The organism is Flavobacterium procerum (genome assembly GCF_042431625.1).
Classification (GTDB): domain Bacteria; phylum Bacteroidota; class Bacteroidia; order Flavobacteriales; family Flavobacteriaceae; genus Flavobacterium; species Flavobacterium procerum.
Genome location: NZ_JBHLYW010000022.1, coordinates 695527 through 707773, shown reverse-complemented (window position 1 = coordinate 707773; position 12247 = coordinate 695527). Strand labels below are relative to the sequence as shown.

The 12247-nt window shown below is 33.8% G+C and carries 14 protein-coding genes; 4 read left to right on the top strand and 10 right to left on the bottom strand.

Annotated features, from left to right (window positions below):
• Window positions 1–13: 13 nt before the first annotated feature.
• From ACFFLS_RS22450 to ACFFLS_RS22435, 4 genes are all read right to left on the bottom strand, one after another.
• On the bottom strand, window positions 14–676 hold the full coding sequence (locus ACFFLS_RS22450; RefSeq protein ID WP_379687632.1) for a YggS family pyridoxal phosphate-dependent enzyme: 663 nt from the start codon (window positions 674–676) through the stop codon (window positions 14–16).
• Window positions 673–1269 (bottom strand): hypothetical protein, encoded by a 597-nt coding sequence (locus tag ACFFLS_RS22445; RefSeq protein ID WP_379687630.1) that lies wholly within the window; start codon window positions 1267–1269, stop codon window positions 673–675. Before ACFFLS_RS22445 ends, ACFFLS_RS22450 begins: the two co-directional genes overlap by 4 nt.
• Before the next feature lie 54 nt (window positions 1270–1323).
• Window positions 1324–2211, bottom strand: a complete 888-nt coding sequence (locus ACFFLS_RS22440; RefSeq protein ID WP_379687628.1) for a 3-hydroxyacyl-CoA dehydrogenase family protein — start codon at window positions 2209–2211, stop codon at window positions 1324–1326.
• Between the two features lie 87 nt (window positions 2212–2298).
• A complete protein-coding gene (locus tag ACFFLS_RS22435; RefSeq protein WP_379687626.1) occupies window positions 2299–3264 on the bottom strand; it encodes a Gfo/Idh/MocA family protein in 966 nt (321 codons plus the stop codon).
• Window positions 3265–3482: 218 nt separating this feature from the next.
• On the opposite strand from ACFFLS_RS22435, the gene ACFFLS_RS22430 reads away from it, so the two are divergent.
• Window positions 3483–4124: a protein-L-isoaspartate(D-aspartate) O-methyltransferase gene (locus ACFFLS_RS22430; RefSeq protein ID WP_379687625.1), complete on the top strand. Its 642-nt coding sequence runs from the start codon at window positions 3483–3485 to the stop codon at window positions 4122–4124.
• A gap of 27 nt (window positions 4125–4151) precedes the next feature.
• Here ACFFLS_RS22430 and ACFFLS_RS22425 read toward each other — a convergent pair whose 3' ends face one another.
• From ACFFLS_RS22425 to smpB, 3 genes are all read right to left on the bottom strand, one after another.
• Window positions 4152–5201 (bottom strand): Fic family protein, encoded by a 1050-nt coding sequence (locus ACFFLS_RS22425; protein WP_379687624.1) that lies wholly within the window; start codon window positions 5199–5201, stop codon window positions 4152–4154.
• Between the two features lie 92 nt (window positions 5202–5293).
• Window positions 5294–5935: a DUF4136 domain-containing protein gene (locus tag ACFFLS_RS22420; protein WP_379687622.1), complete on the bottom strand. Its 642-nt coding sequence runs from the start codon at window positions 5933–5935 to the stop codon at window positions 5294–5296.
• A 65-nt stretch (window positions 5936–6000) separates the two neighbouring features.
• Entirely contained in the window at window positions 6001–6456 is a 456-nt protein-coding gene (smpB, locus tag ACFFLS_RS22415; RefSeq protein WP_135220403.1) for an SsrA-binding protein SmpB, read from the bottom strand.
• Between the two features lie 134 nt (window positions 6457–6590).
• Between smpB and ACFFLS_RS22410 the strand changes: the two genes are divergently transcribed.
• Entirely contained in the window at window positions 6591–7229 is a 639-nt protein-coding gene (locus ACFFLS_RS22410) for an outer membrane beta-barrel protein (protein WP_379687620.1), read from the top strand.
• A 95-nt stretch (window positions 7230–7324) separates the two neighbouring features.
• Window positions 7325–7549 carry a VF530 family protein gene (locus ACFFLS_RS22405; protein ID WP_379687618.1) on the top strand — a complete coding sequence of 75 codons (225 nt, stop codon included), beginning with the start codon at window positions 7325–7327 and terminating at the stop codon, window positions 7547–7549.
• On the opposite strand, the gene ACFFLS_RS22400 is transcribed toward ACFFLS_RS22405, so the two are convergent.
• From ACFFLS_RS22400 to ACFFLS_RS22390, 3 genes are all read right to left on the bottom strand, one after another.
• Window positions 7550–8107: a DUF3575 domain-containing protein gene (locus ACFFLS_RS22400; protein ID WP_379687617.1), complete on the bottom strand. Its 558-nt coding sequence runs from the start codon at window positions 8105–8107 to the stop codon at window positions 7550–7552.
• 113 nt (window positions 8108–8220) lie between these two features.
• A complete protein-coding gene (locus ACFFLS_RS22395; RefSeq protein WP_379687615.1) occupies window positions 8221–8769 on the bottom strand; it encodes a GNAT family N-acetyltransferase in 549 nt (182 codons plus the stop codon).
• A gap of 7 nt (window positions 8770–8776) precedes the next feature.
• Window positions 8777–9628, bottom strand: coding sequence for an aldose 1-epimerase family protein (locus tag ACFFLS_RS22390; RefSeq protein ID WP_379687614.1), 852 nt, complete (start codon window positions 9626–9628; stop codon window positions 8777–8779).
• 186 nt (window positions 9629–9814) lie between these two features.
• On the opposite strand from ACFFLS_RS22390, the gene ACFFLS_RS22385 reads away from it, so the two are divergent.
• The gene (locus ACFFLS_RS22385; protein WP_379687612.1) at window positions 9815–12085 is read left to right on the top strand and encodes a M1 family metallopeptidase; all 2271 of its coding nucleotides are present in this window, start codon (window positions 9815–9817) and stop codon (window positions 12083–12085) included.
• Window positions 12086–12247: the final 162 nt, after the last annotated feature.

Below are 12247 nucleotides of genomic sequence, written 5' to 3'. Positions count from 1 at the left end.
TTTACGACGGTTATTAACGACCGCCAAAAATGCTGCTTCCAATACGAACCATTGTGCTTCCGCATTCAATCGCAAGCTGGTAATCGCCAGACATTCCCATTGATATAATCTTCGGTTCGAGGTTTTCAGTTTTCAGCGTGCTAATGGAATCAAAAATAGATTTTAAATGTCTGAATTCTTTTTCTATTTGATTTTGTTCTTCGGTGAAAGTCGCCATTCCCATCAAACCTAAGATACGAATATTTTTTAACTCTGTAAACTCCACAGAAGTTAAAAGTTCGTTTAATTCTTTTTCATCCAAACCAAATTTAGATTCTTCTTCGGCAATATAAATTTGAAGAAGACAATCTATTATTCTGTTGTTCTTGAGAGCCTGTTTATTGATTTCCTGTAATAATTTCAAACTGTCAACACCGTGAATTAAAGTGACATAAGGCGCCATAAATTTGACCTTATTCGACTGAACATGACCAATCATATGCCATTGGATGTCTTTTGGCATTTGCTCCCATTTTTCGGTCATTTCCTGAATTTTGTTTTCTCCAAAAATACGCTGACCCGCTTCATAAGCCTGCATCAAGTCTGAAACAGGTTTTGTTTTTGAAACGGCAACTAGAGCTACCTGTTCAGGAATTGTTGATTTTATAGAGGCAAGATTTTCTTTTATGGTGTTCATCTTAAATCTTTGTACTTTTTAATTATTTTATCGCTTTGTTCAGTTATCCAGTTTTTTAAGTTCATCGACAAAATGTTCTCAATTGTGTTAGAATTGTTTAATTCGGCAATGCTCAAGTCGAATTCCTGAATAGTATCTTTTTTGTTTTTCTCTCTCCTAGCAAGTTTAATTTTTACATGAAATAGGGCATCCTTAAAATAATAAAACTCTCCTTTTGTTATCTCTCCAAATCCGTTTTCATAAAAAAGCCCCGAACTGTATTCGGCCTTTAAAAGCCTTGTTTTTTTGCTGAAATTGTATTTGTTTTGCTCTTTTCTAGTTAAACTGTTATAATAAGCTTCATCAAAATGAAAAAGATGAATGGTATATGAAAATGTGCCTTTTCCAAGTATAATTTCTGTTGCTTTGCCAGGACTTTCAATTTTCATTTCGGCTCCTGTCATGCCTTTCGATACAAGCTTATAGTCTTTAATTTCACAAATGCTATCAATTTGCTGAATAGAAAACTCACGATTTTTTGATGTTAAACTATCATTTTGTGAAAAACAAACTGTCACAGACAATAAAAGAATTAAAGCTAAATTTTTTTTCATCTTAGAAATTTGTGTTTCGCCGGCTTAATTAGGTTTTGCTAATAAAAAGAAAGACTATAAAAACTGTTTTGAAACTTTTTCAGCTTTTTTGTTTTCACTGTAATCATAAAAGCCTTCGCCAGATTTAACGCCCAGTTTTCCTGCTCTTACCATATTTACTAAAAGTGGGCAAGGAGCATATTTAGGGTTTTTAAATCCGTCGTACATTACGTTTAGAATTGCAAGGCAAACATCAAGACCAATAAAATCAGCCAATTGAAGTGGTCCCATTGGGTGTCCCATTCCTAATTTCATTACAGTGTCAATTTCATAAACACCTCCAATGCCATTGTATAACGTTTCAATTGCCTCGTTTAGCATAGGCATTAAAATTCTGTTGGCCACAAAACCTGGATAATCGTTTACTTCAACCGGAACTTTTCCTAATTTCTCAGATAATTTCATGATGATTTCGGTTACTTCATCACTGGTATTGTATCCGCGAATGATTTCTACCAGTTTCATAATTGGCACCGGATTCATAAAATGCATTCCGATAACACGTTCAGGATGTGCTACAACAGCTCCGATTTGTGTTATTGAAATAGACGAAGTATTGGTTGCTAAGATGGTATTGTGAGAACAAGCTTCATTTAATTGTTTGAAAATATTCAGTTTAAGCTCAAGATTTTCTGTAGCAGCTTCTACAACTAAATCGGCACCAACAACACCGTCTTTTATATCGGTATACGTAATAATATTGGTAATCGTTTTGGCAACATCTTCTTGAGTGATAGTTCCTTTAGCCAGCATTCGGTCTAAATTGGCAGCGATAGTGGCCATTCCTTTATCCAGCGATTTTTCTGAAATATCAATTAGTTTAACAACAAAACCACTTTGCGCAAAAGTATGTGCTATTCCGTTGCCCATTGTTCCTGCTCCAATTACTGCTATTGTTTTCATTTGAATTTGATGTTTTATTTATGATTTTAGCCGCGAAATCACAGATTTTGCAGTGATTCGCGGCTAATTATTTTATGAGTTATTTTACTATTTATCGAAACAATCAATAATTTGATAAGCTACACGCAAAGCATCAGTGGCTTGCTCAAGTGTAACAACCGGAGTGGTATCTGTATTGATTGCATTTGCAAAAGATTCTAGTTCATCCAAAATAGCGTTATTTTGTTCAACGTCTGGATTAGTGAAATAGATTTGTTTTTTAACGCCTTCTGCATTTTGAAGAATCATATCAAAATCTCCAGGAACTTCTGGCGCATCTTTCATACGAACCACTTCACATTTTTTTTCTAAAAAGTCAACAGAAATGTAAGCGTCTTTTTGAAAGAAACGGGATTTACGCATGTTTTTCAATGAAATTCTGCTAGCAGTTAAGTTTGCAACGCAACCGTTTTCAAATTCAATTCTAGCGTTGGCAATGTCTGGCGTTTCGCTAATAACTGAAACACCGCTTGCGTTGATATTTTTAACTTTAGATTTAACAACACTCAAAATAGCGTCAATATCATGAATCATTAAATCTAAAACCACCGGAACGTCTGTACCACGCGGATTAAACTCTGCCAAACGATGCGTTTCGATAAACATCGGATTCTCGATCATGTTTTTGGTAGCAATAAAAGCAGGATTAAACCGCTCTACGTGACCTACTTGACCTTTTACATTGTGCTCTTTGGCTAAAGCGATAATTTCTTCAGCTTCTTCTACAGTGTTGGCAATTGGTTTTTCAATAAAGATGTGTTTTCCAGATTTGATTGCGACTTTTGCACATTTATAGTGAGAAAGCGTTGGAGTAACAATGTCAATCACATCGACTGCGTGAATGAGTTTTGCAATTGTGCTGAAGTTTTTATAGCCAAACTCTTTTGAGATTCTTTCGGCATTTTCTTGATTTTCGTCGTAAAATCCAACTAATTCGTATTTGTCAGATTGTTGTAATAAGCGTAAATGTATTTTACCAAGATGACCAGCACCTAAAACTCCTACTTTTAACATGAGAATGTATTTTAAACAAAAATAGAATTTATTTGTTTAACGTGAAAATGAATTTAGCGAATTGTGAATTGTGAGTTAAAAGTTATGAGTTACGACTTTTGGCCCATAACTCATAATTCATAACTCATAACTTTTACCCTTTAACCTTTTTTAATTTAAAATCAATATTTGAAATCCTGTTTTGTTTCTTATTTTTGCGAAAATAAAACCTACCCATTTTGAAAGACACTGCCAAACATCAAGGACTTCGCAATCAATTAGTAACGACTTTAGAGCAAAAAGGGATTACTGATAGAGCTGTGCTGGAAGCGATAAAAAAAATCCCAAGACACCTTTTTTTAGATTCAAGTTTTGGAGATCATGCATATCAGGACAAAGCATTTCCTATTGGTGCTGGACAAACTATTTCACAGCCTTACACGGTGGCTTTTCAATCGCAACTGCTTGAAGTGAAGAAAGATCATAAGATTTTAGAAATCGGTACAGGTTCTGGTTATCAGACTGCTGTTTTATTTATGCTAGGCGCTAAAGTATATACAGTCGAAAGGCAAAGCGAATTGTTTAAGACAACATCAAACCTTTTTCCGAAATTAAACATTCGTCCAAAACATGTAACTTTTGGAGACGGTTACAAAGGATTGCCAAATTTTGCTCCATTTGACAGTATTATAGTTACAGCTGGTGCACCTTTTATTCCACAACCTTTAATGGCACAATTAAAAATAGGAGGAAGGTTGGTTATTCCGCTTGGAGAAGATGTTCAGATTATGACTTTATTAATCAGGAAAAATGAAACTCAATTTGAAAAGCATGAGTTTGGAGAGTTTCGATTTGTTCCTCTGTTAGAAGATAAAAATTAAAAGTAAAGCCCGTTAAGCGGGCTTTTTTTATTGAGTGAGAATTGATATATATCTTTCTAAGCTTTCTTTTTCTTTTTGAGCTATAAACAGAAAAAAATCTTCTTTGTTTTTTTTGGTTTGTGCTGTTTCCAAAGACTGGTAATATTGCATTCGAGTTTCGTAATCACCTTTAATATTAGCAATAGGATAACCTTTTTGCATCAAAATTAAATTCATAATTAGTCGTGAAGTTCTTCCGTTTCCATCTATAAATGGGTGAATTGTTACTAATCGCTCATGCATTTCAGAGGCTAGAATAATAGGATGTAATTTATTTTTATTGATTTCGTACCAAAGAAAATATTCTTCCATTTCCTGCGGAACCATTAAAGGTTGTGAGGGCATGTGACTGCTTCCCTGAATCATAACCTGAACTTTTCTATAACGTCCAGCATCTTCTGGAATAATTCCTCGTAGAATTAAATTATGAATGGATAAAAGATCTCGTTCGTTTAAAGAATTGTTCTTGTTCATTAAATCTTTAATAAATCCAATAGCTTCCTGATGATTTATAGCTTCTAGATGTTCGCGCATGCTTTTTCCTGAAATTGTTAAACCTTCATTTATAACCATATCAGTTTCACGAAGAGTCATAGTATTTCCTTCAATTCTATTGCTTTCAAAAGTATATTCTAGTTCTAATGCTTGTTTTATTTTAAAACTGTCGTATTGACGATAAGAATCTAATTTTTCTTTTAAGGTATCGATTTCTTTTAGGATTTTCTCTAAAGAAGTAGATAATTTAAGATTTGAGACTGTTTTGTTGTATTTGATTTCGTTTTCAGCAACTTTTAATGCTTTTAAGGCAAGCTCATCTTCTCCTATTTCATATAATATTTTTTCTTTTAGCCATGCAATCATCAAAGTTTCGTAATCAATGTCTAAAAGTTGTGCAAGTTTAGAAATCTGCTCTTTTGTCGGTTTTCTTGCCCCAGATTCAAACTTACTAATTAATGCTTGGTCGATACCAAGTATTTGCGCTACTTCACGGGTTTTTAGCCCTTTTTTCTCTCTTGCATTTCTGATGATTGTTTTCATTTTTGTTAAAAATGTTTTTTATTGTCTTGACAAATTTAGTCATTATTTTTTTTGAATTGTTCTGATTGAAAATCATCTATACAAAAAAAATATTATTTTGGAGGCAATGAACCGTCTTTTCTCATTTCTTTTACAACGGCTTGCATTATAGCATCAACAGTTTGCCCGACATCTGTTACATAATCAGATCTTGTGGTTCCTGTCCAAATTAATTTGTTTTGTTTTAAAGAAAAAATATTGGTTTCAACCATATAATATGTTGTTTCCTGATAATATCCTGGGTCGTAGAAAGCTGGCGAATACATTCCGTACCAATTTCCGAAGCCGTAACCGTACATACCTGTGTAAAGTCCGTCAAAACCTCCGTAATACATGCCGGTGTATGTTCCCGGAACGTAGGTAGTTTCTTTTTCTTTGCTTACCAGACGCATGGTAACAACTCCATCAAAATTTTCATCCTGAAGGATTTTTAGTTTTTGCTCCTTTGTTAGCTGTTTGGTTGTTTCGTTTAAATATTGATACGAAGTTTTAAAAATAGGATTGCTAGCTGCGATGCGGTTTTCGGCAATTCTTCTTGAAGCTTCGTCTTTGACCAGAACGACCACTAAAACCTTTTTAAAATGTTCTTCGGCTACTGTTGTATTGGAATCTCTCCAACTGTTGACAATAGAGGTATTACTGCCACAATTTGAAAGTGACAGAATTGCAATCAAAGAAATTAAGTACTTTTTCATATTTTACAGTTATTGTTTGTAGTAAAAATAACTATAAAATTTTGATAAACAGTGATTTGTGTTTTTTAATTGTACGCTTTTTTAATTCTGTCCAAGTCACGTTTAGTATCTTGTTCCTTTAACGATTCGCGTTTGTCGTAGTTCTTTTTTCCTTTGCAAAGGCCTATTTGCAGTTTTGCAAGTCCTTTTTCGTTGGTGAATAATTTTAAAGGTACAATTGTAAGGCCTTTAGTTTGCACTGCTTTAGAAAGCGTTTTTAATTCTTTTTTATTCAAAAGCAATTTTCTTTCACTTCGTGATTTATGGTTGAATTGATTCCCAAAAGAATATTCTTCGATATAAGTATTGATAGCAAAAAGTTCCAGATTGTTAAACTCACAGAAGCTTTCAGTAATATTTGCTTTTCCCAATCGAATCGATTTGATTTCTGTTCCGGCCAGAACGATGCCTGCCGTGTAAGTATCAATGATTTCGTAATCGAATCGGGCTCTCTTGTTTAGTATATTGACAGATTTTAACATAGAATGCAAATTTAGAATAAAAAACTCCTTGTTGTCAAAGATAATTAAAGATATTTTTTAATCTATGATTTAAGTCAGGATTTAAGAGAAACCTTGAGACTAAGTTTGTTCTATAATTTAAAATAAACTACAAAATGAAAAAAATTGTAACATTAGTAAGTATCGTATTAATGGGCTTGAGTGCCAATGCTCAGGAATCTTCTCAAAGTTTAAAAGGAACTTGGTTTGCAACCTCTCAGTTTGGCTACCAACAGACTAAAACTGCAGATGAAAAAAATACAACTTTGTCTGTACTGCCGATAGTAGGAACTTTTATTAGTCCATCTGTTGCAGTTGGAGCAGGTTTTGGTGTCATTAATATAAAAGCAGAATCTGATGCTGGAACGGCAGCAAAAACAAATCTACTTGTTGTGCAGCCTTTGGTTAGAAAATACTGGAACGTTGCAGGATCATTGTATTTCTTTGGTCAGGCTGCTATTCCGGTTATCTCAGGAAAAGAAAAAGAAAGTGATCTAAAAGTGAATCAGTTTGGTTTATCTGTATCAGGAGGTTTTGATTATTTCATTACAAAAAACTTCTCAGTTGAGTTTTCATATGATTTAGCGAACTTTACTTCTACAACTATTGAACCTAAAAACGGAGAAAAAACAACGGTTACTAATTTCGGATTGGCGCATGTTGCCAATGTTGATCCTTTTTACAATACTGCTTTGGCAGGCAGTAATCCGAATTTGACATCACCACTTTCTTTCGGATTTAAATTCTTATTCTAAAAATTTAGGGAATTGTTTGGGTCAATTCGTTAATTTTGCAAAAAAAGACCGTGCTTGTTAAGTACGGTCTTTTGATATATATTAAATTTTATAATATGGAAAATAAATCGAAAGATCCACTTCACGGAATTACGCTTCAAAAAATTGTTGAAACTCTCGCTGATTATTATGGATTTGACACTTTAGGAGAATTAATTCCTATCAAATGTTTTACTTCAAATCCAAGTGTAAAATCAAGTCTTACTTTTTTAAGAAAAACGGATTGGGCGAGAAAAAAAGTGGAAGAATTGTATATTAAGTCACTTCCTAAATTCGGCTGATTAGTTTAATTTGTAAGAAAGCATTATACCGCCACGATAAGGAAGCCATTCGCCACTTTTATTCCAGTTAACCGTTTTTTCATATCTTCCAGGAGTTCCATCATTATATTTACCATGATAAAATCCTTGATGCCATCCACCGCCAACAAAGAAATCAAGCAACCATTTGTCGCTTACTTTTAGATTGTATCCAATCGTTGCGCCAATTCTGTAACCAAAACCATCTTCATAATGGTTGCTGTTCCAGTAATTCCATTTTTGAAGCTCGTATTTATCTGCGCCAATATGCCCTCCCGCATAAAATCCGTTATATTTTTCTTTAAAATGGTAGCGAACTTCCGGAGTTACAGTGATGAATTTCATTGGATGATTGCCATTAAAAGACTCCCAAAAAGAAGCCATCACATCAAAACTAAAGGTTGTTTTTTCTCCGATGCTGGTCTCAATTCCGATATTCGGAACTGCAACTAAGGCAGTAATTCCGTTAAATTTTACATAAGTCTGACTTTGGGCATGCAGACAGAATAAAAGAGCGATTAGGGCGGGTATTTTTTTCATAAAAAGATTTTTACACTTCAATAAAAGTCAGTATTTAACTTGTTTCGGCGCAAATATAACGCATTAATAAGGTGACTATTGTAATAAAATTCTTTTTTATAGTTGATTAAAAGTTATGGCTCTAATAATGAGTAGATTACTTTGTCTAGGAATTTTCCCTCCCAAAAATCAGATTCTTTAAAATGAGCTTCTTTTACAAAACCACATTTTTGGAGAACCTTTTCAGAAGCACTATTTTCTGGATCAATTACAGCTTCGATTGAATGGAGTTTCAATTCTTCAAAACCAAATTTTATAAGTTTTTTTACTGCTTCCGTAATAATGCCTTTTCCATGAAAATCAGGATTTAGCATATAGCCAATCTCTGACCGATAATTTTCAGGTTGCATTCTGTAAAAACCAATAATTCCCAATAATTTTGGGTTGCCCTTAAGTCTGATTCCCCAGTTTATGCAAATGTTTTCTTCGATTTTATCATTAATCATTTTGATATGCTCCAAAGCGCCTTCGTGATTTTTCACTAAAGGCCTCGGAATATATTTCATGGTTTCTGGATTAGAGCGAAGTAGAAAAACTTCTTCTACATCAGAATCAGTAACCCTGTCTAAAATTAAACGTTCGGTTTCTATTACAGGAAATGGAGTGAAATTGAATTCTAGCATGTCTTTTTTATAATATCGTAATACTAAATTTTGCAGCAAAATCATTGTTGGCTTCAAGAGTCAAAATCCCTTCTTTTTCGTATAAATCACCTGAATTTTCGTCAGTGTCAGAATAACCCAGCCAAGGTTCGATACAAATAAAAGGAGCGTTTTCTTTTGTCCAAATTCCTAAACTTGGAAAATCGTTGTAAGCTGCTTTTACATAAGGAACTGCATTTTTTAGAATAGTTATTGATTTCGAATTTAATGTCTTAAAAATCAAAGCATCATTTTTAAACAGTTCGTAGTTTAACGGAATTATACCATTTGCCGTTTCTAAAATTTTAGTTTTAGAAGAAATCAAATCATTTTCAAGCAAGTAATATTTGAGTTCTTCTTCTTTTTCAAATTTAAATGCATAATCTTCAAAATTGTCAGGTAAGGCAATCGCCGGATGTGCGCCTATAGAAAAAGGCATTTTAGCGGTTCCGTTGTTAAATACTTTATATTCTAAATCCAATGAATTTTCGCTAAGCGTATAAATCAATTGCAACTCAAATTCGAAAGGGTATTTTTTTAAAGTTTCTTCAGAAGATTTTAATGAAAAAACAGCTTTGTTTTCGGTTTTTTCAATAAGTTCAAATTCCATATCGCGGGCAAAACCATGACGAGGAAGCTGGTATTCTGTACCGTTAATTGTGTAAGTGTTATTTTTTAAAGTTCCAACAATCGGAAAAAGAACCGGTGAATGTTTGCCCCAGAAATCAGGATTTCCCTCCCAGATATATTCATTGTTTTGTTTGTCTTTTATAGAAAATAATTCAGCTCCAGCATGTTTTATAGAAGCAGTTAATGTTGAATTTGAGATTGTTGTATTCAAAATAAGATATTTATAACGGAATTAGTTTTAGAGTGATGTAAATATATTTTATAAATTTTAGTTTTTTAAGAAAATCGCTTAATTTATTTTATTTGTAAAATTTTACTAAAATTGAATTTAAGTTTTGATGTTTCTCTTTAAATAGCTTTTTTTTTCATTAATTTGCTACATAAACAGCTAAAAAATATGAAAAATAATTCTCTAAAAGCCTTATTTACCGTGGCTTTATTTGCAGGGATTTCTGTTGCATCTGCACAACAGGTGCCATCTGGTACTGCTGGAAATCCGGTAAATAATTATGATTATCACGATGCATTTGCACCTCATTTCTATACAAAAAACGGAACTTCTACTAGGACGGCGAGCGGACAGCCAGGAGTAGATTATTGGCAGAACAAAGCCGATTACGCAATAACGGTAAAAGTTAATAACACAACAAACGAGATTGTTGGTACGGATGAAATTACATATACCAATAATAGTCCAGACAAATTGTCTTTTCTTTGGTTGTATTTGGATCAGAACTTATTTAAAGACGATTCTCGCGGAAATGCTGTAGTGCCTTTGACAGGAAGCAGAAACGGAGCTCAAGGTCAGGTTTTTGATGGCGGAAATAAGATCAAATCGGTTAAGGTAATTTCTATTGGAAAAAAGAAAACAGAAATAGAAGCAAAATATATAATTACAGATACCAGAATGCAGGTTTTTCTTCCAGAAGAATTGGCAGCAAAAGGAGGTTCTGTAAAAATCAAAATCGAATTTTCATTCATTGCTCCATTTGAGGGATCAGACAGAATGGGAGTTTTAGAAACAAAAAACGGAAAAATATTCACAATCGCACAATGGTATCCGCGTATGTGTGTGTACGATGATGTACGAGGTTGGAATACCGCACCCTATTTAGGAGCTTCAGAGTTTTATTTAGAATACGGAAATTTTGATGTAAAAATTATAGCTCCAGCAAACCATTATGTGGTTGGTTCGGGAGAATTGGTAAATGGTGCAGAAGTTTTTTCTGCAGAACAATTTAAGCGTTATAAAGATGCACAACAAAGCGATAAAACGGTCATGATACGTTCTGCTGAAGAAGTTGCGGCAACTGCAAATTCTAATGCAACGGCAGAAAAAACTTGGCATTACAGAATTACAAACGCAAGAGATTTTTCATGGGCATCTTCTCCAGCATTTATTTTAGATGGAGCAAAAATCAATCTTCCAAGTGGTAAAAAATCGTTAGCATTATCTGCTTATCCAGTAGAAAGTGCAGGAAATGATGCATGGGGACGTTCTACAGAATATGTGAAGGGCTCAATTGAGAATTATTCAAAAAGATGGTTAGAATATCCTTATCCTGCAGCAACAAACGTAGCAGGAAATGAGGGAGGAATGGAGTATCCTGGAATTGTTTTCTGCGGATGGAAATCTAAAGGAGATGACTTGTGGGGAGTTACAGATCACGAATTTGGGCATATTTGGTTTCCGATGATTGTTGGGTCAAACGAACGTTATTTTGCTTGGATGGATGAAGGTTTTAATACTTTTATAAATTCGGTAAGTTCTGTTGATTTCAACAATGGAGAATACAAACACCAACCGGAGGATCTTCATGAAAATGCAGAATATTATACAAGTCCGACATTAGAAACAGTAATGAGTTCTCCTGACAATATGAAAGAAGGCAATATTGGTGTTTTGTGTTATGCCAAACCAAGTGCTGGACTTGTTATTTTAAGAGAGCAGATTCTAGGACAAGAACGTTTTGATAAAGCACTTCGTACCTATGTGGAGCGCTGGGCATACAAACACCCAACTCCTGATGATTTCTTTAGAACGATAGAAAATGTCGCTGGAGAAGATTTGAGCTGGTTTTGGAGAAGCTGGTTTGTAAATAATTGGCGTTTTGATCAAGGAATTAATTCTATTAAATACGTTAAAAATGATCCTGCAAAAGGAATCGTTATTACAGTTGAGAATTTTGATAAAATTCCGATGCCGATTGTTTTAGATGTAAAAACTAAAAGCGGAAAAGTTACGCGTGTAAAGCTTCCTGTAGAAATCTGGCAACGTAATAAATCATGGTCTTTCAAACACAACTCAACGGAAGAAATAGAAAGTATTACTTTAGACCCAGAGCATGTTTTCCCGGATTATAACGAAAGCAATAATGTTTGGACAGCGGGAAAAGGTAAAATTGAAAAAGATATTATACTAGATCCGTATCTAGGCCATTTTGTTGCCTCGAAATCGGCTTTAACAATCGAAATGACCGAAAAAAATAGTGTTTTGAATGCAGAGCTTCCTAATTATCCGAAATTTGCTTTAGATCCTGTTGCTGGCGAAAAGGATACATTTGAATCTCCAAGAGCAGGATTGAAATTTAAATTTAATGAAGCTAAAACTGGTTTTGATATGACAATTTTAGGAAATGGACAAGTAATGCAGTTTTCTAAAAAATAAAAGCAAGATTTAAATCTTTAAGACCCGATAGTTGAAAAACTATCGGGTTTTGTTTTTGTTTCAGGTTTCAAGTTTCAAGTTTTTTAATTTATTCAGTAATAGTTGCTAATAGAAAAACTCAGAACCTTAGCGACTTAGTGTCTTAGCATCTCGAAAAAACCA